Consider the following 23924-nt stretch of genomic DNA (forward strand, 5'->3'; position numbering starts at 1 on the left):
GGCCAGTGGCCGTGCCTTTGTTCGGGCCTTCGACAGCCGGGGGCTGCGGGCCAACGGACTGGTGCTGCTGTCACTGCTGGCCGGGGCCGGTGTGACATTGCTGCTGGCCTGGGCCCTGCCCCTGGACGGTCCCACCAGCGCCGGACTCTTTGCCGGTGCCACGACCAATACACCCGCCCTGGCCGGTGTGTTGGAAACCCTAAGGGACAGCGCCAACGAGGCCAGCCTATCGGCCCCCGTGATCGCCTATTCCCTGGCCTATCCGGGCGGCGTCCTGGGTATCATCCTGGCCATCATCGTGCTGCAACGTCTCTGGCGCATCGACTATGCGCGGGAGGCGGCAGGGCTGCGCGACTATGGTGCCACCGGTGAGCATCTGACCCACATTACCGTGCGCATCACCTGCCATGAAGTCACTCGCATGCCCATCCAGGCATGGCGGGAACGGGAGCGCTGGCATGTCATTTTCGGTCGTTACCGCCGTGGTGACGTGGTGGAACTGATCCAGCCGGACACCGTGCTCGAACCGGGTGATGAGATCAGCCTGGTGGGGGCCCGGAACGACCTGGAAAGCACCGCCGCCCGACTGGGTGACGTGGTGAATACAGACCTCATCTTCGACCATTCCCGCCTGGATTTTCGACGCATGTTTGTCAGCAATCCCCAGGTGGCCGGCCGCACCCTGGGAGAACTGGCCCTGCCCCAGCGCCTGGGCGCCGTCGTGACCCGGGTGCGTCGGGGGGACATGGATTTTTTGCCGACCGCGGATCTGCGACTGGAACTGGGGGACCGGGTGCGGGTGGTGTCCCGGCGCGATGACATGGACAAGGTCACCCGATTCTTCGGGGACTCCTACCAGGCCCTGTCGGAAATCAATATCCCGATCCTGGCCATTGGCCTGGGTCTGGGACTGCTGCTGGGTCTGATACCCCTGCCCCTGCCCGGCGGGCTGACACTGCAACTGGGATTTGCCGGTGGCCCCCTGCTGATGGGGCTGCTGCTGGGGGCCATCGGTCATACGGGGTCGGTGGTCTGGACCCTGCCCTATTCCGCCAACCTCACCCTGCGCCAATTCGGTCTGCTGCTGTTCCTGGCGACCGTGGGCACCAATTCCGGTCATGCCTTCGCATCCACGCTGCAAGCCGGCGAGGGTCTGGACCTCATCCTGATGGGTGGCCTGCTCACCTTCTCGCTGGCGGCCACCACGTTGGCGGTAGGGTATCAACTGCTGAAACTGCCCATGAACGTCATGCTGGGGGTGGTCTCCGGACAGCATACCCAGCCTGCAGCCCTGGGTTACGCGGTAGAGCAGGCAGGTAACGATCTGCCCCATATCGGCTATGCCACCGTCTTTCCCATGGCCACCATTGCCAAGATCCTGCTGGCCCAGATCATCCTCATCCTTGCTTGAACATGACCTTACCCGCACTGCCAGGGACAGCGGCACCATGGGGGTGGAGCAAAACAGGCCGATGTTGACCCCAGGAGCTGCAAATCGTGCCGAGCGGCCCGCCACGGCGAGATCGCAACAGACCACCAGTCTGGCAGCCCGCCGCCGAAGCCATGCCGTGGACCTGCGCGATCACGCGCATGGGCAGGGATTTGAGCGTTAAACAAATTCTCTCTCCGCCAACCCCATCAGATGTGCCGAAACACTGAGCCCTACCCTGCCCGGCTCACTTTCAGCTTGCGCATCTTGGACCGAAGGGTATTCGGATTAAGGCCCAGCAGGGCTGCCGCCCCCGTGGGGCCGGAGATACGTCCCCGCGTGCGGACCAGGGCGGCCTCGATATGGGCGCGCTGCACCTGCTCCAGCGTGGGGAATGCCTGGTCGGGCATTCCCGGGTTGGATTCACTCGGCCGTGACTCCATCACACTCCCGCTCGGCAAAGCCTGCCCCAGGGCGGAGGCCAGCACCAGCTGCTTGCCCTGCCCCAGCACCACCGCACGGTCAAATACCGCTGCCAGTTCCCGCACGTTGCCCGGCCATGAGTAGGCCGCCAGCAGGCGCAGGTCCTCCGCGCTGGGCAGCACCAGCGGCAGACCCAGGCGCTGGGCCGAGCGCCAGGCCATGTGCTCCGCCAGGGCGGGCAGGTCATTGGGACGGTGACGCAAAGGCGGTATGTGGATAGGGAAACCCGCCACCCGATACCACAGATCTTCCCGGAAGCTGCCGGCCGCCACCATGGCGGCCAGGTCCCGATGCGTAGCCGCCACGATACGCACATCCACCGGCACTGCGTCGTGACCACCCACCCGCTGGATCACGCCCTCTTGCAGCACCCGGAGTAGACGCACCTGGGCGGCATGGGTCAACTCACCGATCTCGTCCAGGAACAGGGTGCCCCCATCCGCCCGTTCGAACCATCCCTGTCTCTGGGATAGCGCACCGGTGAAGCTGCCACGCTCGTGGCCGAACAGTTCGGAGTCGATCAGCTCCGCCGGGATTGCACCGCAGTTGACGCGAACAAACGGCGCCCCACAACGCCGTGAACCTTCATGAATGGCCCTGGCAATGACTTCCTTGCCCGAGCCCGTCTCGCCCAGCAACAGGACCGACAGATCCGAATCGCCCACCAGCCCGATCCGTTCCATGACAGGCCTTAGATCGCCCTCGGCCCCAACGATGCGCCCATCCTCGGTGCGCCCGCCCAGCCGCTGACCCAGCGCCTGCTGATCCACCTGAACGGCCCGCTCCAGGGCATCCCGGGCGCGCGCCTCCAGATGCCGCTCCAGGATCACCGCCAGGGGCAAGGTCACGGCTTCCAGCCACTGACGCTGTTCCGGGACAAGCCCCACCCGGGACTCCGGCACTACCAGCAGCACCCCCACGGGACGGTCCTGAATCCTCAGAGGGCAGACCAGCGCCACCCCGGAATGCAGGGATGCGAAGGACCGGTCCATCGGGGATGTCCGTCCGCCCCCACCGGTTTCCAGCATGTCCCCGGTACGACACCACGCCGCCACCCCTGGAATCTCCAGGTTCGATGCAGCGCCATTTGCCGCCCCATCGCCCGTACAGGCCACCCGGGTGAGGCGATGCTCATCCTGAAGCTGGAATAGCTGCAGCTGGCACAGTGGTACCTGCAGTCCCAGGGACTGTCGCAGGTGTTCCAGCTTGGATGCGATGGGCTCGTGGGAGGCAACATCGTTCCAGATTGTCAGGAGCAAGGATTCCATCGCACATTTCACCAAATAAAACGATTCACGTCTTATATCACGAAAATTTTCGTTTTATTTGACGGATTTCAGAAAAATTTTCTGGCTGCTTTTTATAAATCATTGTTATGGCGGCATTTATTTAGTTGGCACGCCTTTTGATATTCACTTAAGTGTAAGTAAATTTTCTTTTATAGAAAAAACGAGAATATCCATGGGTGTTCTGAACAGGTCATTCCCGTGCAAACGGGAATCCAGTCACGGACTGAACATTCTGGGCTCCCGCCTTCGCGGGAGTGACGGCAGGGGGCTTGTTCCGGGAGTCACGGAATGGGGCTTGTTCAGTGCTTCCCTAACGCATCACAACACAACGCTTTCGGAGTCCATACGTCATGCCCAGATCCCGCTTTTCCCGTCTCGCCCTTGCCGGTGTCACCGCCCTGGCACTGGGGCTGTCAGGGGCCGCCCTGGCCCAGCAGGCCGCTACCTTGCTGAATGTCTCTTACGACCCCACCCGGGAGTTCTATCGGGAATACAACAACGCCTTCGCCGCCCACTGGGTAGCCGAAAAGGGCCAACGGGTGAACGTGCGCATGTCCCACGGCGGTTCAGGCTCCCAGGCCCGTTCGGTCATCGATGGCCTGGATGCCGACGTGGTCACCCTGGCCCTGGCCTACGACGTGGACGCCCTGCACGACCGGGCCCAACTCATCCCCGAAGACTGGCAAACCCGCCTGCCGCAAAACAGTTCTCCCTATACCTCCACCATCGTCCTGCTGGTGCGGGCCGGCAATCCCAAGAACATCCGCGACTGGGATGACCTGGTGCGCAAGGACGTCCAGGTGATCACCCCCAACCCCAAAACCTCCGGCGGTGCCCGCTGGAACTATCTGGCGGCCTGGGGCTACGCCCTGGAGAAGTTTGGCGATGAAGATAAGGCCTACGAGTTCGTGCGGGACATCTTTGCCAATGTCCCGGTGCTGGACCCCGCCGCCCGCGGCGCCACCAACACCTTCGTGCAGCGGCGCATCGGCGACGTCTTCATCGCCTGGGAAAACGAGGCCTTCCTCGCCGTGGAACAGCTCGGGCAGGGCCAGTACGAGATCGTGGTGCCCTCGGTAAGCATCCTGGCCGAACCGCCGGTGAGCGTGGTCGATCGCAACGTGGACCGCAAGGGCACCCGTGAGCTGGCCCAGGCCTACCTGGAGTTCCTGTACACCGACGAGGCGCAGCGGCTGGCGGGCAAGCATTACTACCGCCCCTCCAATCCCGAGATCCTGGCGGAGTTCGCCGAGCGCTTCCCCGAGGTGAACCTGCACACCGTGGATGAATGGTTCGGCGGCTGGCGCAACGCCCAGGAAACCCACTTCAATGATGGTGGGGTATTCGACCGCATCCTGGCCGAGATCCACTGAGACCGGTTCACCGGGGGGCCGGCTCCCACCCGTGGGGGCCGGCCCGCTTGTGGGCGATGGGATCCGATCAAACCTTATCTCATGGAGCATGAGTGATGACATTGGCCTTGCGACAGCCCAGCGTGATTCCGGGGTTTGGGATCACCCTGGGTTTCACCCTGTTTTACATGGGACTGATCCTGCTGATCCCCATCGGCGCATTCCTGCTGTACACCGCCCAGATGAGCTGGGCGGATTTCTGGCAGGCCGTCAGCCATCGTCAGGTGGTGGCCTCCTACAAGCTGTCCTTCGGCGCCTCGCTGATCGCCGCCCTGCTGAACTTGGTGTTCGGCGCCATCGTCGCCTGGGTGCTGGTGCGCTATCAGTTCTTCGGCAAGCGCGTGATCGACGCCCTGGTGGATCTGCCCTTTGCCATGCCCACCGCCGTGGCCGGCATCGCCCTGGTCACCCTCTACGCCTCCACGGGCTGGGTGGGGCAGTACCTGGAGATCCTGGGTCTGCGCGTGGCCTATACCCAGCTGGGTGTGGTGGTGGCCCTCACCTACATCGGCCTGCCCTTCGTGGTGCGTACCGTGCAGCCGGTGCTGGAAGACCTGGAGCGGGAGCTGGAAGAGGCCTCCGCCATCCTGGGGGCCAACCGTTTGACGACCCTGCGGCGGGTGATCCTGCCGGCCCTGCTGCCCGCCCTGCTCACCGGCTTCGCCCTGGCCTTCGCCCGGGCCCTGGGGGAATACGGCTCGGTCATCTTCATCGCCGGCAATCTGCCGTTTCGTACCGAGATCACGCCGCTGCTGATCGTGGCCAAGGCCGAGCAGTACGATTATCCGGGGGCCGCCGCCATCGGCACCGTGATGCTGCTGGCCGCCTTCGTGCTGCTGCTGCTCATCAACACCCTGCAGTGGTGGACCGCCCGCCACAGCCGCCGCTGACCCTGCCGGAGAGATCCCCCATGAGTACCATCGCTTCGCACATACACGGCACTCGGGCGGCCGCACCCACCTGGCGGCGGGCCACCGAAGAGCCCGCCTGGGTCCGCCGCCTGCTCATCGGCATCGCCCTGGGTTTTCTAAGCCTGTTTCTGGTCCTGCCCCTGACCGTGGTGCTGTATGGGGCCTTTGAGCAGGGCCTGCAGGTGTGGTACGCCGCCATCACGGAACCCGATGCCCAGGCCGCCATCCGCCTCACCCTGCTGGTGGTGGCCATCGTGGTGCCGATCAACCTGGTGTTCGGGGTCATGGCGGCCTGGGCCATCGCCAAGTTCGAGTTCCGCGGCAAATCCGTGCTGATCACCCTGATCGACCTGCCCTTTGCCATCTCGCCGGTGGTGGTGGGCCTGATCTTCGTCATCCTGCTGGGCTCCCAGGGCTGGCTGGGCCCCTGGCTGGCGGAGCATGACCTGCGCGTCATCTTCGCCGTGCCGGGGATCATCATCGTCATCGCCTTCGGCACGATGCCCTTCGTGGCCCGGGAACTGATCCCCCTCATGCAGCAGCAGGGCAAGGAGGAGGAGGAATCCTCCCTGACCCTGGGCGCCAACGGCTGGCAGACCTTCTGGCGCGTCACCCTGCCCAACATCAAGTGGGGGGTGATCTACGGGGTGATCCTGTGCAATGCCCGGGCCATGGGAGAGTTTGGTGCCGTGGCCGTGGTCTCCGGACGCATCCGCGGCGAGACCAACACCATGCCTCTGCACATCGAGGTGCTCTACAACGAGTATCTGTTCACCGCCGCCTTTGCCGTCTCATCCCTGCTGGCGGGACTGGCCATCGTCACCATTGCCGTGAAGAGCCTGGTGGACTGGCGTGATGAACGCCAACGCCACCAGGCAGCGGCGTGACCCCAACCCTTTTCACCTTCAGACAAACCACATCCTGCGGACAGCCCATGAGCATTGAAATCGAACACGTCAACAAGCGCTTCGGCCACTTCGTGGCTGTGGACGACGTCACCCTGTCCCTCCCCGAGGGCCAGCTCACCGCCCTGCTGGGGCCGTCCGGCTCCGGCAAGACCTCCCTGCTGCGCATCATCGCCGGCCTGGAGTTCCCCGATTCGGGCCGCATCCGCTTTCATGGCGAGGATGCCACCGATGTCCACGTCAGCCGACGCGGCGTCGGCTTCGTGTTCCAGCACTACGCCCTGTTCAAGCACATGACGGTGTTCGACAACGTGGCCTATGGTCTGACGGTCCAACCCCGGCGCCTGCGGCCCAGCAAGGCCGAGATCCGCAACCGGGTCACGCGCCTGCTGGAACTGGTCCAGCTGGACTGGACCGCCAACCGCCTCCCCGCCCAGCTCTCCGGGGGACAGCGCCAGCGCATCGCCCTGGCCCGCGCCCTGGCGGTGGAACCCAAGGTGCTGCTGCTGGATGAGCCCTTCGGCGCCCTGGACGCCAAGGTGCGGGCGGAACTGCGCCGCTGGCTGCGCCGCCTCCACGACGAGATCCACCTCACCAGCGTGTTCGTCACCCATGACCAGGAAGAGGCCCTGGAGGTATCGGATCGGATCGTGGTGATGAACCAGGGCCGGGTGGAACAGGAGGGCACCCCGGAGGAGGTCTACGATCACCCGGCCAATCCCTTCGTGTTCAGCTTCCTGGGCCAGGTCAACCTGTTCCATGCCCGGGTGCAGGACGGACAGGCCCGCATCGGCGACCTGGCCCTGCCCACGGCAGCAACGGGCGATCAGCCGGAAGGTCACGGACTGGCCTATGTGCGTCCCCACGACATCGAGATCCTGGCGGACGACAGCGCACAAGGCGCACTTGCAGCCGTGGTCGAAGGCATCACGGTGGTCGGGCCGACCGCCCGCCTGGAACTGAAGGTGGCTGGCGCCCGGGACCTGATCCATGCCGAGTTGCCCAAGAGCCGGCTCAGGTCCTTGGGCTTGTCCCAGGGCTCGAACACCTGGGTGCGGCCACTCAACGGCCGCGTCTTCGTGGAACCGGGACGCACACCGGCAGATCCTGAATCCGTGGGTATGTGACCGCCATCGAAAGGATGTGTATCGCTTTTAAGCCTCTTACTCGCTCATGCGCTCCCGCCATGCCTGGTCACCCCCGCATCCTTGTCATTCCCGCCATCATCATTCCCACCACCCTCGTCATTCCCGCGCAAGCGGGAGTCCAGTCACAGACCGAAAACCCTGGACTCCCGCCTTCGCGGGAGTGACGGCAAGAGAGGCCTTTCATCGCATCCCACCTGGATCGGGATCAGGATCAGGGTCAAGAGCGATACGTCTACAGGGTCAGATCCGCGGGTTTCTGCCCGTAATCAGGAAGACGAGTGCGACCACCAGACCAACGATGAACAGGATCCAGGCGATGTTCGTGGCCACGCCGGCAATACCGCTCAACCCCAAGACCCCCGCAACGATAGCCACGATCAGAAAGATCAGTGCCCAATGGATCATGACGCTCTCCTTGTGACGAGTTACAAGCACTCCTATCAACTCTAGCAGCCGCACGGGAGCTTTTCCAAAACCTGCTGATCATCGGCTTTTTCAAAGGCGCCCTTCCCTTCCTCTTCGTCGTTGTGGAATCTCACCCATGGAGCCTGTGCTATCGTCCGCAAGAAGAACCAGTCAGCAACGGGCGGGCGACCGATGAAAGGCAGTGTTGAGAATAGAATTCGGACCCGGCCGGCGAAATGCTGGCTTGTTTTCCTCGCGTTATGGCTCCTGCCCGTCATCGCCCTGGCCGGGGAGCATCCGCTGTATATCGTGACGCTTTCCGGTGAACCCATTGCCCGCTATGAGGGTGGTATTGCGGGTTACCCTCCCACCAACCCAAGGGCAGCCGGTGTACGGCGACTGGACATGGAACAGGCCTCCGTCCAGCAATACCGTGAATACCTGCGGGGGGAACGTCAACGCATCATCCGGGACCTGGAATCCGACCTTGGGAGGCCCCTGACCATTGTGCGGATATATGACGTCACGATGCATGGATTGGCCGTGCCTCTGAGCACGGTCGAGGCGGGGCGCATTCGGGAGCACCCCGACATCCTGTCCGTGGAGCGCGAAGGCGTCACCGGCCCGCGGGGGATGGCCGACGATACGCGGTGGATATACGAAGGCGAACAAAAGACGCCTCCAACATCCGCGTCGCCCTTGGCGTGGCTCGGGCTTTCCATGCTGATATTCATCACGGCCTTCTGGATCTATCGGCGCCATGGACGTCCCCGTACCACCTTATTCCTGCTGACGACGGCGGGGGTTGTGGTCATGCTCCCGGCCTGTTTCAACTCCGGCGGAGGCGGCAGCGTTCGGCTTAATCTGCCCGGGGCGGAGTTCGCGTCTCCCGGCGCGGCCCTGATCGGCGCCCCCGCTGTCTGGTCAGGCAAGGCTCACCCGGGTCTGCCGCCCACCATGGGTGAGGGCATTGTGGTGGGGGTCATTGATTCAGGCATCAATCCTCACAGCCCGTCATTCGCGCAAGTCGGTGATGATGGCTACGAGCATGACAATCCTCGGGGACGTTTTTATGGGGTTTGCGATCCCGGCAACGTTCGCCTCTACAACCCCAATTTCCCTTGTAACAATAAATTGATTGGTGCCTGGGCGCTGGATGATGCAGGGTACAACCCCGTGGACCGCCATGGCCATGGCACCCATGTGGCCGCCACGGCGGTGGGGAATTTTGTCCGGGAGGCGACGGTATACGCCCCTTCTGGGCTGCGCCTGATAGCCAATCTCTCCGGCGTGGCGCCCCATGCCAACCTCATTGCCTATCATGCCTATTACGAAGACGGTGGTTTTTTTCGCGATTCAGCCCTCATTGCCGCCGTGGAACAGGCCGTCATGGATGGGGTGGATGTGCTCAATCTCTCCCTGGGCGGTGGGGAGTATGATCCCTGGCAGGATTCCGTGCTGGGCCTTCCCTTACTGTCGGCCATCGACCTGGGGATCCATGTGGTGGTCTCCGCGGGCAATGACGGGCCCGGGAATGCCACCGTGGATACGCCCGGTGACGCACCATGGGTGTTCACGGTCGGTTCCAGTACGCACGCACTGAGTTACGTCAACCATCTGCAGCTGTCCTGGGGCGACAGGAGCGAGCGGATCACGGGGGCGGCGTTGACCCGGGGCCTGGACCCTGCCCCGATCGTCCACGCGGTGGATTTCGGTGACCGGTTCTGTGAAGGGGAGTTTGACTCTCGTTTCAATGGCAGAATCGTGATCTGTGATCGTGGTGAAAATGCTCGCGTGGAGAAGGGGCAACATGTCCTGGACAATGGTGGCGTCGGGATGATCCTGGTCGAGGTGGAGCCCGGTGATGAATCGGCGCTGGCGGCGGACCCACACTTCTTGCCTGCCGTGCACATCACCTATGGGGACGCCCAACGTTTGGCGCAGTGGCTGAGCGAGGCATTGGAAGCGGGTGAACCTTTGACGGGGAGCCTGTCGGGGACTGAAGTACGGCATGATCCCGGGGGTGCGGACCGGGTGGCGTCGTACAGTTCGCGTGGGTGGAACCGGCAGGTGCCCGACGTGATCAAGCCCGATGTGGTGGCACCCGGGTCGGCGATCCTGGCCCCGGTGGTGGATGGCGCGGGCTACGCCGTCTGGAACGGCACCTCCATGGCCAGCCCCCATGTGGCCGGGGTATTGGCCCTGATCACCGCGTTGCACCCGGACTGGACACCTGCACAGGCCCGCTCCGCCATCATGACCACAGCCCGGCCGGAGGGCATCAAAAATCACGATGACCAGCCGGCCACCCCCTTTGACCGAGGGAGCGGGCGGGTGGATGCCGCCGGGGCCATCAGTGCACCACTGGTTCTGGACGAGACCGGACCAGGCTATGAAGCGGCAAACCCAAGCCTGCGTTGGGAAAATGCCTCACCGGATGTGGGCGACCCGAGCCGGTTGAATCTGGCCAGTCTAGGGCGTGGGGCGTGCGTCCTTGACTGCGGATGGAGCCGCCGTTTGACCAACGTCTCCGGTGAGACCACCCACTGGGAGGCGGTCGCGGAACTGGAGGATGGCCGCCCCATGGAGGTTTCGCCCCGCAGTTTTTCCCTGAGGCCCGGGCAGAGTCAAGATCTGCGGCTTGTTGCGACCCAACATGAAGGCGGGGAGCTGGGCGTCTTTCGACATGGCTCCCTGACACTGACGGAGGCCGCTGGCGCTGTCCGGACCCTGACCATGCCCATTTCCATCCGGGACACCATGGCCCATCTGCCCCGGGACATCAGGATTCATACCCTGGAGCGCGAGGACACTCGTCGCTACGAGCGCGTAGAGGCCTTACCGGATGTCGAATTTGCGACCCACGGACTGATCAGGGGAATCGAGGTTTCCGGGGTACTGGACTCGGACCCCACGCCGGAATATCCATTCAATGGCGATGGCGGGGTTTTCATGGAATCCATCAGCGTGCCCGAGGGCGCATGGGTCCTGTTCGTGGATCTGGGAATAACGGAATCTCCGGGGATGGAATTCCATGTGGGCAAGGGAGACGACCCCGTCGAGACACTGGACACGGGAGTTTTACTGAACAGCAAGGGGCTCGTGATCACGAACCCGGAACCCGGGACCTGGTGGGTGGTCGGGCAAAACCTGGCGCCCATGCGCACGGATGATCACTACAGTCTCCACTACATGATCATCACGCCGAATACCCCCGCTTCCGGCACACTGAGCGTTGATCCTGTATCGCGCTCTCAGGACCCTTTCCCCTTGGACGTCACCTGGTCGCTGGATGACGTTCAGCCCGGTGATCATTTCTATGGCGCGGTTCATCTGCATCGGCCTGGCTGGGTGGATCAGGAGGATCGAATCTTGCCGATCCGAATCCTGGGAACAGAGGAAGAAGACCAATTTCTCGACACGGGTTCCTCCCGGTTTGACGTGCGTCCACGCAACGCCGTGGTTCAGCGGGCCGGCTCGATGCGATAAAGGGCACCGTTGGGGGCGTCATTAAGCACATAGAGATACCCGTCAGGCCCCTGACGGACATCCCGGACCCGGCCCACGCGGTCCCGCAGCAGCTCTTCGGCATGGACCACCGCATGATCCTCCACCACCAGGCGCAGGATGCGCTGGGCACGCAGGCCGCCCGCCAGCAGATTACCCTGCCAGCGCGGGAAGTGGGCACTGTCCACCACCGCCAGCCCGGAGGGCGCCAGGGTGGGCAGAAACTCGAATACCGGGTCCACCATGCCTTCCCGTTGACGGCCCTGGGCATCGGGGAACCGGTCCTCGCTCCGGTAATCCCGCCCCAGGGTCACCACGGGCCAGCCGTAGTTGTTGCCCGCTTCGATCAGGTTCAGTTCATCCCCGCCCCGGGGGCCGTGTTCCGTGACCCAGACCTCACCGGTGGCGGGATGCAGGGCCATGCCCTGGATATTGCGGTTGCCGTAGGTGTAGATCTCCGGGGCATACCCCTCCTGCCCCACGAAGGGATTGTCCTCGGGCACCGTACCGTCGTCGTTCAGGCGCACGATGCTGCCGGAGTGGTCCAGGGTGTCCTGGGCCCTGGGAGGATGGGCGCCGCGGTCACCGATGGTCATCAGCAGGGTGCCGTCAGGCAGAAACAGCAAGCGGGAACCGTAATGGCGCCCGGGCTGAGTGTACGTATTGGACTCGAAGATATTTTCCACCGCCGTGAGCCGGCCGCCGTCCAGCCGGGCACGGATCAGGGCCGGCACCGTACCCCGGGCATCGCCCTTCGAATAGGTCACATAGATCCAGCCATTGTCCTCATGGCGGGGATGGAGCACCACATCCAGCACCCCGCCCTGGTTGAAGGCATGGAAGGCGGGAAACCCTTGCAGGGGTGCCTTGCGCCCGTCCCGGTCTACCAGGACCAGTCCATTGGGGCGCTCGGAGATCAGCTTGCGCCCATCGGGCAGGAAGGCCACCGCCCAGGGGTGGGTCAGGCCATCCACCACCTTGACCAGACGCATGGACTGATATTCAGAGCTGATGCTTCGTTCCACCACCTCCTCGGCCAGGGCGGGTGCCGCGGCCAGGGCGAGCCACAGGGTCGCACCTGCCCAAAGATTACCGGCATGGATCCTCATGTCATCTCTCCTTCGAAATGGCTTCAGCAAACACCTATTGGCAGGCTATACCGCGACGGTGAAATGCTCAAACCGATCTGCGGCTACCAGCGGGAAAATGCATTTATCCCCCACACGTACCCTCAATGGGTATCCGCAGACGACGAGGAGGTTAGGAGATTCTCCCCCGGGGTCCAGGATCTGCGTGCCTGTTCCTTGATCTCCTGGGCTTCGCTTTGCAGACCGGCTTCCGCAGAGGTCGCAACTGTCTTGGGCTCGACGGTCGACCTCACCAGGACTGAGTCGACTGGTTCTGGATGCCCTTCGCTTTCCATCATACCGACAGGCATCCCCTCAGCTGAGGTGATGTCGCGAACCTCGCCCGCCAGAGAGATGCCGGCGTCCTGGAAGGCCCGTTTGACGAGTCGAATGACGGACGATTTCACTTTCACCCAGCTGTGGCGACCGCCATCAATCCAGAAATACACGCGCAGGTTGACCGTGGATGGCCCAAGCTCTTCCACCAGCACCATCGGTTCGGGCTCATGCAAAACGGCCGGATGTTCACCCAGCACCTTCAAGGCGACTTCCTGGGCAGAAGAGATGGAATTCTCGTAGCCGATCCCCACGATGAAATCATCGCGGCGATTGGGATTGCTCGTGAAGTTACGCAGTGTGCTTTTGAAGACGGTGGAATTGGGGACCTGTACCTGATTGCCGTCGAGTGTCATCAGCACCGTGGTACGAGAGGTCAACCGCTGAACGTAACCCGTGACGTTTGCCACTTCGACCAGATCGCCCTCACGAAACGGTTGCTGCAGACTCAGAAAGAGACTGGCAAGAAAATTCTCGGTGATGTCCCGGAATGCGATGCCCAGCACCAACCCGATCAGGCCTGTGCCGCCCACCACCGTCAGCGCGAGTTGGGTGAGCCCGGCGATACGGAGCACAAGATATAGGCCGGCAAGCATGACAAGCATTCCGGCAGCCCGAGCCAATACTTCCCGCAAAAGCTGGCTGAGGGGTCGCGCCAGCAGCCGACGACGCAGGACGAACACCGTTAACCGGGCGAGGATCCATGAAATAACGATGACGCCCACCGCCACCACAATCAGGGGCAGCGATCGAACGAGACCCCGTGCTAAATCGTTCAGTACCTGAAAGGCGGGATCGAAATCCCAAACCGTGGTGGGGACCACCTCGATTTCATTGACGACTGCAACGACGCCCTCCGTATTCTTCGCCAGATCTCTGGCCCATTGCTTGGATTCCTCATTTGCCGTCGTTCCTTTAAGGAAAACGATCCCTTCCTGAACAGTGACCTCGGGCTCGCTGAACCAGTTTGTCGCTCTAAGAATGTCCGTGATCCGTTGCCGGATCTGGTCATCTTTGGCGACGCGCTGGACCTCGACCCTACCCGGGGGCTCGGGTGTGCCATCAGGCGCACTGGAGCGCACCGGCCTATCCTCGCTACCGTATGCCTGTTGGGCAGCAACCGAGTTGATCGCAAAGACTGCGCAGCACAGGGACATGGCGCAGATAAGTCCGGCCACTCGAGCCCGGGAAAAGCCCCAGGTTCGAACCAAACTCCGCCCTTGATGCCCAGGGGTTCCTGCACCATGGATTGCCGACGCCTGCGCTGGTTGTCCCATGCGGCTTCGCGGCCTCCGCCCGTTCCTGGCAGGCCCGGGATGCTTCTTTAGAGCTCCGCCATTCGACTTCTCCTCGATGGGGTCGGGGATCTTTCGGGCATAGGTGTCGTCCATTAGCGCTTGCTCATGCGTGCGAGGGTTTGATGCGGTGAAGGGCTTCTCATCCCCGGTAAAGCCATGGATAAATTTGTTCAGTCCCTCCAGCCGACTGTCGGCCAGAGTCTGGCCCATACGGATCAGGACCTGATCACCCACCGGATAGCCATGGGTATCTTTGATCTGCGTCAGGGACATGCGCTGTTGAATGCCACCTCGCGATCATACCGTTGAAAGCAACCGGGATGCAGCGTCACACACCTTCACTGCACACGCCGGGCTACGCATCCCTGCCAGGATGTGTTCTGAATGATGGGTGCCGTCACATCCCTTGGGTAGGCGGTATTCAATCCAATCAGGACACCATAAATTCAAAAAAGGAATTAATAGAATAAAATTTATTCTTTATTGATGAAGCAACAATCCCCTTAAAGTCGGGGTCAGGATCGTTCAGGAGTATCGTCATGGCCCACACCACACTGATCGTACCCGGCTTTCACGGCAGTGAAGCCGAACACTGGCAAACCTGGATGGAATCGGCGCTTCCGGATACTCGCCGGGTCACCGGCATCGATTGGGAATCGCCGGTCCTGTCCCGCTGGGCAGAGGCCGTGAGCAACGAAATCATCCGTTCGACAGGGCCGGTCTGGCTGGTGGCGCACAGCTTCGGCTGCCTGGCGACGGTCACCGCCGCCAGTCGTCTGTCCTCGCAGGTGGCCGGGGTCATGCTGGTGGCGCCGGCAGACCCGGACCGGTTCTCTCCCTTCGGCACGCGAGATCCATCAGGCCCGGCCGAAAGCCTGGCCTCCCGGCTGCCCTCCCGCCCGCTGGAGTTTCCCGGTCTGGTGGTGGCCAGCACCAACGATCCCTGGATGCCCATGGCCAAGCTGCTTCCCTGGACCACCCGATGGGGCACTCCGGTCATCAACATCGGCAGCGCCGGTCACATCAACGTGGCATCCGGCTTCGGCCCCTGGCCGCAGGGGCTGGATCTGCTTCGCACCCTGCAGCAGCAGTCCTCCGCAGAGGTACGCCGGGTCGGGTAGTGGTTGACCTTATTGGTTCACGCTGGAATTCATCTCCAGCCGACGACCCAGGGGGCGTAACATCAATATCAGCAGCAGGATGAGCGACGACCATTCCAACCACGGCGGAAGCAGTTCCCGTACCGTCGCCACCTGAGCGATCAGATCCAGTTCCATCCATCGCACCCAGGCATCCACCAGCAGGCCGGCCATCACGGACGTAACCACGATGCCCGTCAGGTAGAGAACCAAGGCGGTGCCGCCGAATTCCCGGCGCAACACACCCAGGGTCGCCAAACTGGTGATGGGCCCGGCCAGCAGAAATACCAGCGCCGTGCCGGGTGATATGCCGCTGGCGATCATGCCTGCCGCAATCGGCGTCGCCGCCGTGGCGCACAGGTACAGAGGGATGCCGATCAAGGCTGCCATCAGCATGGCCGGCAGACCGCTGCCGTAGGTCATCATGGTCTCAGGAGGGGCATAGGCAATCAGAACGCCGGCAGCCACCAGACCGATCACCAACCACACGGTGATATCGTCCAGCACATCGTTGAACGCAAATGCCAGCCCCCCGCTGAGGCGCCGGCCCAGCGGTTGGCGGACCTGATCCGTCTCATGCAGGTGTGAATGGGCATCTCCACAGCATCCCGATCCCTGGCAACCGGTGCTGCCCGCCGCGGCCCTCGCGGGTGATTTGCCGGTAACAGCCACCAGCAGTCCGGTGGCGATGGCGGTGGCGATGGTGCCCATGACCCTGGCCACAGCCATGAAAGGCCCCAGCAGGGCATAAGTGACCGCTACCGAATCCACCCCCACGCCCGGCGTGCCGATGAGAAAGGCGGTGGCCGGGCCCCGTCCCGCACCTCCCCGATACAAGGCCAGGGCAGTGGGTATGGCGCCGCAGGAACACAGGGGCAACGGAGCCCCCATCACCGCCGCCAGGGCGACGCGCTTCACCCCGTCTCCCCCCAACGCCTTGCCGAGCATCTTTTCAGAAATCAGGGCCTTCACGAGCCCGGCCATGGTCAGGCCCAGCAGCAGCCATGGAGCTGCCGCCAGGGCGATGGAGAGGGTTTCCTGCAAGGCCTTCATCGTGCTTGCTCCACTTTCCGGCGGCCTCGAACGGGGCCGACTTTCGTGAGGGGTCAGCATTGTGCCGGCCCCGGTGGTTCACTACGATAAACCTTATATGCATGGATCGGCATCAACATCGATCCACACAACGAAGATACCGAGTTGATACCGGAACACTGTGACCACAGGATGTTCGATAAAGTTATAAATAGATTTTTTATATGACCTTATGAAACAACAAGCCTGCCCACACCCCCTTCCCTTTCCGCACAAATTTCTTTTTGTCAAGGAGGAATGATGAAAGAACGCTCGCTATTGCTGGTTTCCATCCTGGCCCTGTCCCTGGCCTGCGTGGGCTTGATCCTGGGACCGGCCCTGCTGGGCTCCCAAGTACGCCAGGGCATGACGTCCTCCGCCGACAAGATCACCAGCGCCCATCGGCAGGTGACGGTACGGGGCCTGTCGGAACGGGAAATTCCCGCCAATCTGGTCCTCTGGCCCGTGGTGTTCCAGGTCCAGGCGCAGCGCCTGGATGAACTGCAGCAGAGTATCGACGGCCAGCGAGGTCAGGTCATCGACTTTCTGCTGAACCAGGGATTTGACAGGGAACAGATCCGGATCGTGCCGCCCACCATCACCGACCGGGAGCAGAACATCTACGGGGAACACCGCCCGTCCTATCGATTCGGGGCGGACGTGGTGGTGCTGGTACGCACCGATGACGCCCGGCGGGTGAGCCAGGCCATGCGTGAAACCGGCACCCTGGTGACCGCCGGCGTCGCCCTGACACAGAGCTACGAACACCGGCCCCAGTTCCTGTTCACCGAACTGGAAACGGTCAAGCCGGACATGGTGGCTGAAGCCACCCGTGATGCCCGCCGCGCCGCCGAACAGTTCGCTCAGGACTCAGGCAGCCGGGTGGGCGGTATCCTCACCGCCACCCAAGGCCTGTTCAGCATTGAAGATCTGGACAGCTACACGCCTGAAATCAAGAAGGTGCGGGTGGTCACCACCATCTCCTTCAAGTTGGAAACTCCCTGAGGAGGCACCGTGGGACCGAGGCACTGAACGGATTGGTCATTAAATAACCAATCCGTTCAGGCCCCCATGTTCTTCAAGGCATCCGGGCGGGTATCCCGACATTATCCACAGGATTGTCCACGCTTTCTGTGGATACCGGCCGCCTAAATCCTGAACCGGCGTTTCATCACCATCGAAAACCACCCATGCACCCGGGTGCCTGACAACAGGACGCCCTAATCCGTTGCAGTTCCGGGGTTGCTCCGGCAAGATCGAACAACCATCCGCGCCGGCTCCAGAAGCGAGTGGCGCGGGGCGATTCGCCCGCGGACAACCACTATTCGGACGCTCAACGCCACAACCTCCATGAAGGAAAACTGATCGATGGATATCTTCTGCGAAAAGCAATCCGATGCACTGATCTTCGTGGTGCGCGGACGCCTTGATGGGAGCACGGCCCCCGCGTTGCAGGAGCAACTGATCAGCCAATTGGACACCGCCTCCACCATCATCATCGATTGCTCCGCGCTCGATTACATGGCCAGCGCGGGACTGCGGGTGCTGCTGCTCGCCACCAAACAATGCAAAAAAGCCGGACGCCCATTCGGTATTTGCAGCCTGAAAGATGAAGTGCTTGAGGTGTTTAAACTGAGCGGTTTCATTGCCATCATCGAAACCTTCAACTCGCGTGAACAGGCGCTCGCCAAACTCGCATCGCCGGCCTGAGCATGGCCATCATGCCAGTCCGGGCCATCGAATACGATGAACGGCCACCACGCAGGCTGACAATCAGCGCGCTTCATCACGCCCGAGGGTGAATCCATTGTTTCATGCCAATCCCGCTCACGGTTTTTGGGTGCGTGCGCTCGTCCTGCTCGCGGGCATGGCGGTATTCCAACCCTGCCTTGGCGAGACGCTGCAACCCCAGGATCACGCCGCCCCACCGGCTCAGGTGCGCATCGCCTTGCAATGGATACCGCAGAGCCAGTTCGCCGGCTTTTACCTGGCCCAACAGCAAGGTTTTTACGCCGCAGCCGGCGCGGAGGTGACCTTTGTGCACGCCAATGCCCGGCGCTCCTCGCTGGAACACCTGCAGGACGGAGAGGCTGAGCTTGCCACCGTCTTTCTGACCGACGCCATGGTCGCCGCCGCGGGTGCCCATGACAGCCCCAACGCCGCGCACCCCGTGCTGATCGGCCAGTTAGTGCAACGCTCCAACCTGATGCTGCTGGCATGGAAGGATCAAGGCATCGAGCACCTGCAAGACCTGAGCGGCCATCGGATCAGCCTGTGGACAGGGCCTTTTTCAGCCGCGATTCGCACCCTGCTGGCCGAACGGCAGATTGAATACGAACCGATCCCGCAAAACGCAACGGTGAACCTCTTCCTGCACGGGGGCGTTGCCGCCTGCGCTGCCATGGAGTACAACGAATACCATCGCATCTGGCAGGCGGGCGTGGACGAGGACCGCCTCACCGGTTTCCTGCTGCGTGACCTTGGGTTCGATTTCCCGGAGGATGGACTATACGCCCGCTCGGACTGGCTACAGCACAACCACGCGCTGGCACAGCGTCTCTGGCAGGCCACCCTGGCCGGCTGGGAATACGCCCGCGCCCACCCGGAACAGGCCGTTGACCTGGTGCTGGCAGAGGCCGAGCGCGCCCGAGTCCTGACCAACCGCCCCCACGAACGCTGGATGCTCGAACATCTGCTCGCGTCCATCTTCCCCGAGACCGCCGGTGAATCGCCCACCGCGGGTCGCCTTTCACCCGCGGCCTATACTGCCACCGCGCAAGCCCTGATCGCCTCAGGGTTGATCTCCGAAGCGCTTCCCTTAACGCGCTTCTGTCCTGACTGTTGCGCGGAGGATGGGCCTGATGAACCCTGCTGAACGCATGAACCCGGCCGACTTGGGCATTGGCCCGGTTCCGGCCAAAGCGCGGCTGCGCAACCGTCTGCTCGTGTCGACGGTGGGCATCGCGGGCTTGATTCTATGCGGCCTGCTACTGTGGAACTACCTGAGCTTTCGGGAACATTTGACGGAGGAGGCGCAAGTCCGCGCGCGCTTTCTCGCCGATGGCGCGGCGGATCGCATCGACGCCACCCTGAGCGGTCTGCAGAGCCTCGTCGACGGCATGGCCCTCAGCCTCAGTGCCACCTCGCTGGATCTGACACTCGAGCAGATGCGCACCCTGCAACGGGAAGCCCTGCACCAGCAGCCCGGGCTTTACGGCACCACCTTCGCGTGGCTGCCGGAACGCAAGCCGCCCGACTGGGGGGCGCTGGCACCTTTCAGCTACCGCGACGGCGACAGGCTGGCCTATCACGACCTCGCCCATGACGGCCTGGATTATCTTGACGAGGACTGGTTCGCCCTGCCGCGCTTTCTCGGCCGCGCCGTCTGGACCGAACCCTACATCCACTACACCGGCAAACGCATGGTGACCTACTCGGTGCCCGTGTGGCTGGCGTCGCCGGACGGCCCCCTCCTCGCCGGCGTTGTCACCAGCGACATCGAGCTGGACTGGCTCGACCGGCTGCTGGCCGACCTGCCGCTGGGCGAGCAAGGTTATGCCTTGCTGATCAGTCGCAATGGCGTTTACATCAGCCATCCCACTGACACCATCGCCATGAGGGAGTCTGTATTCAGCCTGGCCGAGGCGCGCGGCGACCCCGGACTGCGTCAGGTGGGCCAGTCAATGCTGTCCGGAGATCCGGGCATGCGACCCTGGATCGGCTGGGCCACGGGAGAAAAGAGCTGGCTGGCCTGGGGTCGTCTTTCCACCACCGGATGGACCTCTGCGGTGGTGATTTCCCAAACCCAACTCGACCGTGAGATCGCCCGGCTCACCCAGCTCCAGGCGCTTGCCGGCGGCGGCGGCCTGATCCTGCTGTTCCTGGCGGTAGGCTGGATCGCGCGTTCCATCACCCGCCCCATCACCGCCCTCAGCGAAGCCGCGCCCGGCATCGCCGCCGGGAATCTCGACGCACCACTGCCCGCGCCCAAGGGACAGGATGAGATTGCCAGGCTCACTACGATTTTCCATGCCATGCGCGATCGTCTGAAGCAGTACATTGCCGATCTTGAGGAAACCACAGCCGCTCGGGAGCGCATCAACGGCGAACTGCGCATCGCCAGCGACATCCAGATGGATCTGGTCCCCAAGACCTTCCCGGCCTTTCCTGAACGCAACGACATGGACCTGTGCGCCATCATTCAACCGGCGCGCGAGGTGGGGGGAGACTTCTACGACTTCATGCTCCTGGACGAGGAGCATGTCTTCCTGGCCATCGCCGACGTCTCGGGCAAGGGTGTCCCGGCGGCCCTCTTCATGGCGGTGGCTCGCAGCCTGCTGCGGGCTGAGGCCAAGATCGACCGCAACCCCGGGCGGATGCTGGAGCGCCTGAACGATACCCTGGCCGAGCACAATGACGCCTGCATGTTCGTCACACTGTTCTGTGCCGTGGTGTGCCTGTCCGACGGCACCGTGACCTATGCCAATGCCGGGCATAACCCGCCGCTATGGCTGCGCACCACTGGAAGCATCGAGTGGATCGACAGCCCCACGGGCATCGCTGCCGGACCCATGGCCGGGCTCCAGTACGACACCGGCCACATCCAACTCGCCGCCGGCGATGGCCTGCTGCTCTACACCGATGGCGTCAACGAGGCCACGGATCCGGACAATCAGCTTTTCGGCAACGAGCGCCTGCTTGAGCGCCTGCATGCGAGCCAGTCGCTGAGCTGTCGCGAAACGCTGGATGCCTTACTGGCGGACATCCTCGCGCATACCGGCGAAGCCGAGCAGTTCGACGACATCACCATGATGATGTTCCGGCGCCTGAGTTAATCGACATTGAGATCACGGACTCATGCCTGCCCGGAAAAACCACCGACAATCCCCCCTGCCCTCCAACGGACATCGACGGGGCAACTGCAGATGAACCCGACAAGCACCTTGACGCTGACCAACGACCTGTCTGAGCTGGCCCGGTTGGCACAGTGGCTGACAACCTTCGGCCAAGGGCAGGGTATTGAAGAAAAAACCATCCACTTTCTCAATCTGGCGCTCGATGAACTGGTCACCAACATCATCCACTACGCCTATCCCGACGGACAGACCCATTCATTCAGCCTTGAACTAAGACGGGTGGATGACCGGGTCGAGGCCGAACTGATCGATGATGGCATCCCCTTCAACCCGCTGGAAGCGCCGGAACCGGACCTGGATGCAGACCTCGACTCGCGTCGGATCGGCGGACTGGGCATTCATTTCGTCCGCCAGACCATGGATGAAGTCAGCTACCGTTTCGAGCGGGGACAAAACCGCCTGCGCCTCGTCAAGCGCTGCACCGGCGCCTGAACACGAGCACAAGGCCTTTCAAGGCATAAGCACCACGCGCACTTCGCTACCCGGAATATCGCGCTCCAGCTTCTCACACAGTTGCCTGACGGTGTTCTGCGCAGCCTCCATGGTCGTTTCAGAATCGAAGCCAAGGGCGATTTCGATGAAGATGCGCCCACCCGCGCGCCGAGAACGCACGCCGTGGAAGGCATCGAAATCGTCAAAATGCTCAGCGAGGCGCCGATCAATGCGCAGTTGCAGGTCTTCCTGCAGCGTCTTATCGAGAAGATCATTGACCCCATTGGCGAGAATAGGCAGAAAGGACAGGCCAACATAGGTGATGAAGCACAGCGCCAGGATAGGGTCGAGATAGACCGCCCAGGGCAAATCGCGCAGCAGCAGCGTCACTGACAGACCGATCACGACCGCGAACGACAACAGGGCATCCGCGCGATTGGCCCGCCATTGCATTTCCATCACTGGCGAAAATTCCAGCTGCGCCATTCTTTTATTCCGCTGCCATAGCCAAGCGCTGCTCGCACCATCGATCGACTGGAACAGTACGCCGAGCAGGATAAAGGTATAGTTCGGCTCGCTGGGCTCAAAGAGCCGCCCAATCGCCCAGATCGCAAACAGACCCAGAGTGCCGAGATACAGCGCAGAGCCGATCACGCCGGCAAAGGCCTGGATCTTGTCCGTGCCGTAATCGTAGCCCTGGATGCGCCCGAGTCGGATGGAGCGCAGGATCTGCCACCCCATGAAGGTCGTGAACAGTCCACGGCCATAGGCCAGCAGATCGCTCATCAGCAGGATCGACCCCGAAAATACGGCGATCACAATCGTCGGCAGAAAACCGGCCAGATCCAGCAGAAAACTCAGTAAAATCGCGCGTTCCTGCTTGCGCAAGGGTTCGCTGTTCGGGGCCGACATCAAGGTTCACCAGGCGCGCAGACATCGGGAGGGGGTGCCGACTTAAGCCCGATACTGATCGGGTCGGTCGATACGTTCAGGGGCATTTGATACAGCCGGTGACATTTAACCCGCACGGAACCCACCTTTTCCGTCATCCGGCTCATGCTGTCGGAGTGTTCGCTCAAATATCCAATGGATGCCCCAGCATAGCCGCCGCGTTGCACCTTGAGCCAACTGTAATGATAAAGCGGCACAGCCGCGTGGGTGCGGTGATACTCGGGCAAAACGGCAAATTCGTTGGACCGGATCCACTGAATGGGCCTGCCGCGCAACTCCTCGTCATAGTTCGGTGCCGTCAGGTTAAGCCCCACCGGTCGGCCGTCGATCTCAACGATGGAGAAACAATGCAGGTCTTCCCGGCGTGCGATGGATTGGAGCAGGAAGCCATGGGTGGCGCCATCGAGTTCGGCATAGAGCGGCCGATCCGCGAAGGCCTGGGTCAAAATGTGCCGCACGACCTCCACCTCCTCATCGAAGCGGGTCACATCGAAGTCGCGGACCCTGGCGGCGGAATGGCGCGCGCCATAGCGCCCCATCTGCGCCATGGCGCGATCATAGATCGGATTTCCATCGACCCGGTTCATCACCGAGATAAAATCCCGCTCCTTACGCAAGCCGAACTGTTCGCACAACCCGGGATAATACTCGGGATTGAACGACTCTCCACTGACCTGAAGCTGATCGAAGCCCTCGATCAGCAAGCCGTAGCTGTCGTAATCCGGCGTCGGCTGGCAGGGTCCCAGCATGCGGGTGCAACCCCGCTCCAGCAGCCAGTTCGCGGCGGCTTGCAGCAATCCGCGGGCGGCTGCGAGATCCGGAATACATTCAAAGAAACCGAAAAAACCATCCGTTTCCCCTACCCCGCGCTGCCCTGCCGGGAACCTCCGAACGGCACTGATCCGCCCGATTGGGCGCACGCCCTCCCAGGCCATGAAAAGGGCATATTCAGCCTGCCGCCAGTAGGGATTTCGCGCTTGATCGAGCAACTGCCGCGTGCGCACACTGGGGCGTGCTCGCCAGGGCGAGTTTCGATCATAGATCGTCTCAGGGAAGTCGAGAAAGGCCTCGAAGGCCGGCCCCTCGGCGGGGATACTGGCAATCTGAATCACGCTGAATGCTCCAACCTCGACCATAGGGGACCGCCATAAGCTGCGCGCCTCTG

19 protein-coding genes are annotated in these 23924 nt (G+C 62.6%); 12 read left to right on the forward strand and 7 right to left on the reverse strand.

All coding sequences use genetic code 11. The features are described from left to right. Positions 1-1411 (forward strand): aspartate:alanine exchanger family transporter (locus tag LQ956_RS14405; protein WP_238630282.1); only part of this gene is annotated, 1411 nt, incomplete at its 5' end. A gap of 251 nt (positions 1412-1662) precedes the next feature. Here the strand turns inward: LQ956_RS14405 and LQ956_RS14410 are convergent. After that, complete coding sequence (locus LQ956_RS14410; RefSeq protein WP_238630283.1) at positions 1663-3180, reverse strand: sigma-54 interaction domain-containing protein; 1518 nt, start codon at positions 3178-3180, stop codon at positions 1663-1665. 371 nt (positions 3181-3551) lie between these two features. Here LQ956_RS14410 and LQ956_RS14415 point away from each other — a divergent pair, with 371 nt between their 5' ends. The 4 genes from LQ956_RS14415 to LQ956_RS14430 all read left to right on the forward strand — a co-directional run bounded on the left by LQ956_RS14415 (position 3552) and on the right by LQ956_RS14430 (position 7556). Next, on the forward strand, positions 3552-4574 hold the full coding sequence (locus LQ956_RS14415) for a sulfate ABC transporter substrate-binding protein (RefSeq protein ID WP_255722566.1): 1023 nt from the start codon (positions 3552-3554) through the stop codon (positions 4572-4574). A 95-nt stretch (positions 4575-4669) separates the two neighbouring features. Continuing rightward, positions 4670-5503, forward strand: a complete 834-nt coding sequence (gene cysT, locus LQ956_RS14420; RefSeq protein WP_238630284.1) for a sulfate ABC transporter permease subunit CysT — start codon at positions 4670-4672, stop codon at positions 5501-5503. 20 nt (positions 5504-5523) lie between these two features. Further along, complete coding sequence (cysW, locus tag LQ956_RS14425) at positions 5524-6411, forward strand: sulfate ABC transporter permease subunit CysW (protein WP_238630285.1); 888 nt, start codon at positions 5524-5526, stop codon at positions 6409-6411. Positions 6412-6458: 47 nt separating this feature from the next. Then, positions 6459-7556 carry a sulfate/molybdate ABC transporter ATP-binding protein gene (locus LQ956_RS14430; protein WP_238630286.1) on the forward strand — a complete coding sequence of 366 codons (1098 nt, stop codon included), beginning with the start codon at positions 6459-6461 and terminating at the stop codon, positions 7554-7556. Between the two features lie 261 nt (positions 7557-7817). Here LQ956_RS14430 and LQ956_RS14435 read toward each other — a convergent pair whose 3' ends face one another. Continuing rightward, positions 7818-7982 carry a DUF1328 domain-containing protein gene (locus LQ956_RS14435; protein ID WP_238630287.1) on the reverse strand — a complete coding sequence of 55 codons (165 nt, stop codon included), beginning with the start codon at positions 7980-7982 and terminating at the stop codon, positions 7818-7820. A gap of 309 nt (positions 7983-8291) precedes the next feature. On the opposite strand from LQ956_RS14435, the gene LQ956_RS14995 reads away from it, so the two are divergent. Further along, complete coding sequence (locus LQ956_RS14995) at positions 8292-11471, forward strand: S8 family serine peptidase (RefSeq protein ID WP_347402082.1); 3180 nt, start codon at positions 8292-8294, stop codon at positions 11469-11471. On the opposite strand, the gene LQ956_RS14445 is transcribed toward LQ956_RS14995, so the two are convergent. After that, entirely contained in the window at positions 11447-12598 is a 1152-nt protein-coding gene (locus LQ956_RS14445) for a PQQ-dependent sugar dehydrogenase (RefSeq protein ID WP_238622967.1), read from the reverse strand. The two genes, LQ956_RS14995 and LQ956_RS14445, sit on opposite strands and share 25 nt — an antisense overlap. Positions 12599-12720: 122 nt before the next feature. Further along, positions 12721-14523 carry a mechanosensitive ion channel family protein gene (locus LQ956_RS14450; RefSeq protein ID WP_238630288.1) on the reverse strand — a complete coding sequence of 601 codons (1803 nt, stop codon included), beginning with the start codon at positions 14521-14523 and terminating at the stop codon, positions 12721-12723. Positions 14524-14789: 266 nt separating this feature from the next. Between LQ956_RS14450 and LQ956_RS14455 the strand changes: the two genes are divergently transcribed. After that, complete coding sequence (locus tag LQ956_RS14455) at positions 14790-15371, forward strand: RBBP9/YdeN family alpha/beta hydrolase (RefSeq protein ID WP_238630289.1); 582 nt, start codon at positions 14790-14792, stop codon at positions 15369-15371. A gap of 9 nt (positions 15372-15380) precedes the next feature. Here the strand turns inward: LQ956_RS14455 and LQ956_RS14460 are convergent, their stop codons facing one another. Continuing rightward, positions 15381-16442: an SO_0444 family Cu/Zn efflux transporter gene (locus LQ956_RS14460; RefSeq protein WP_238630290.1), complete on the reverse strand. Its 1062-nt coding sequence runs from the start codon at positions 16440-16442 to the stop codon at positions 15381-15383. A gap of 279 nt (positions 16443-16721) precedes the next feature. Between LQ956_RS14460 and LQ956_RS14465 the strand changes: the two genes are divergently transcribed. The 5 genes from LQ956_RS14465 to LQ956_RS14485 all read left to right on the forward strand — a co-directional run bounded on the left by LQ956_RS14465 (position 16722) and on the right by LQ956_RS14485 (position 21808). Beyond that, positions 16722-17465, forward strand: coding sequence for an SIMPL domain-containing protein (locus tag LQ956_RS14465; RefSeq protein ID WP_238622971.1), 744 nt, complete (start codon positions 16722-16724; stop codon positions 17463-17465). Positions 17466-17828: 363 nt separating this feature from the next. Beyond that, complete coding sequence (locus LQ956_RS14470; RefSeq protein ID WP_238622940.1) at positions 17829-18170, forward strand: STAS domain-containing protein; 342 nt, start codon at positions 17829-17831, stop codon at positions 18168-18170. 130 nt (positions 18171-18300) lie between these two features. After that, a complete protein-coding gene (locus tag LQ956_RS14475; RefSeq protein WP_238622941.1) occupies positions 18301-19335 on the forward strand; it encodes an ABC transporter substrate-binding protein in 1035 nt (344 codons plus the stop codon). Continuing rightward, positions 19322-21295 (forward strand): SpoIIE family protein phosphatase, encoded by a 1974-nt coding sequence (locus LQ956_RS14480; RefSeq protein ID WP_238630291.1) that lies wholly within the window; start codon positions 19322-19324, stop codon positions 21293-21295. Before LQ956_RS14475 ends, LQ956_RS14480 begins: the two co-directional genes overlap by 14 nt. A gap of 90 nt (positions 21296-21385) precedes the next feature. Then, positions 21386-21808, forward strand: a complete 423-nt coding sequence (locus tag LQ956_RS14485) for an ATP-binding protein (RefSeq protein WP_238630292.1) — start codon at positions 21386-21388, stop codon at positions 21806-21808. Between the two features lie 18 nt (positions 21809-21826). On the opposite strand, the gene LQ956_RS14490 is transcribed toward LQ956_RS14485, so the two are convergent. Together LQ956_RS14490 and LQ956_RS14495 are read right to left on the reverse strand one after the other, a co-directional pair. Beyond that, positions 21827-22720 (reverse strand): cation diffusion facilitator family transporter, encoded by an 894-nt coding sequence (locus tag LQ956_RS14490; RefSeq protein ID WP_238622944.1) that lies wholly within the window; start codon positions 22718-22720, stop codon positions 21827-21829. Then, positions 22720-23871: a hypothetical protein gene (locus LQ956_RS14495; RefSeq protein WP_238622945.1), complete on the reverse strand. Its 1152-nt coding sequence runs from the start codon at positions 23869-23871 to the stop codon at positions 22720-22722. Before LQ956_RS14495 ends, LQ956_RS14490 begins: the two co-directional genes overlap by 1 nt. Positions 23872-23924: the final 53 nt, after the last annotated feature.

The organism is Ectothiorhodospira lacustris (genome assembly GCF_022227845.1).
In the GTDB taxonomy this organism is placed as follows: domain Bacteria; phylum Pseudomonadota; class Gammaproteobacteria; order Ectothiorhodospirales; family Ectothiorhodospiraceae; genus Ectothiorhodospira; species Ectothiorhodospira lacustris.

Excerpts from the sequence above, each read along its gene's own strand:
- LQ956_RS14480 (WP_238630291.1), top strand. The coding sequence starts at position 19,322 with ATGAACCCTGCTGAACGCATGAACCCGGCCGACTTGGGCATTGGCCCG.
- LQ956_RS14450 (WP_238630288.1), bottom strand. The coding sequence starts at position 14,523 with ATGTCCCTGACGCAGATCAAAGATACCCATGGCTATCCGGTGGGTGAT.
- LQ956_RS14470 (WP_238622940.1), top strand. The coding sequence starts at position 17,829 with ATGGATATCTTCTGCGAAAAGCAATCCGATGCACTGATCTTCGTGGTG.
- LQ956_RS14465 (WP_238622971.1), top strand. The coding sequence starts at position 16,722 with ATGAAAGAACGCTCGCTATTGCTGGTTTCCATCCTGGCCCTGTCCCTG.
- LQ956_RS14410 (WP_238630283.1), bottom strand. The coding sequence starts at position 3,180 with ATGGAATCCTTGCTCCTGACAATCTGGAACGATGTTGCCTCCCACGAG.
- LQ956_RS14430 (WP_238630286.1), top strand. The coding sequence starts at position 6,459 with ATGAGCATTGAAATCGAACACGTCAACAAGCGCTTCGGCCACTTCGTG.
- LQ956_RS14485 (WP_238630292.1), top strand. The coding sequence starts at position 21,386 with ATGAACCCGACAAGCACCTTGACGCTGACCAACGACCTGTCTGAGCTG.
- LQ956_RS14415 (WP_255722566.1), top strand. The coding sequence starts at position 3,552 with ATGCCCAGATCCCGCTTTTCCCGTCTCGCCCTTGCCGGTGTCACCGCC.
- LQ956_RS14435 (WP_238630287.1), bottom strand. The coding sequence starts at position 7,982 with ATGATCCATTGGGCACTGATCTTTCTGATCGTGGCTATCGTTGCGGGG.
- LQ956_RS14445 (WP_238622967.1), bottom strand. The coding sequence starts at position 12,598 with ATGAGGATCCATGCCGGTAATCTTTGGGCAGGTGCGACCCTGTGGCTC.
- cysW (WP_238630285.1), top strand. The coding sequence starts at position 5,524 with ATGAGTACCATCGCTTCGCACATACACGGCACTCGGGCGGCCGCACCC.
- LQ956_RS14490 (WP_238622944.1), bottom strand. The coding sequence starts at position 22,720 with ATGTCGGCCCCGAACAGCGAACCCTTGCGCAAGCAGGAACGCGCGATT.
- cysT (WP_238630284.1), top strand. The coding sequence starts at position 4,670 with ATGACATTGGCCTTGCGACAGCCCAGCGTGATTCCGGGGTTTGGGATC.
- LQ956_RS14460 (WP_238630290.1), bottom strand. The coding sequence starts at position 16,442 with ATGAAGGCCTTGCAGGAAACCCTCTCCATCGCCCTGGCGGCAGCTCCA.
- LQ956_RS14455 (WP_238630289.1), top strand. The coding sequence starts at position 14,790 with ATGGCCCACACCACACTGATCGTACCCGGCTTTCACGGCAGTGAAGCC.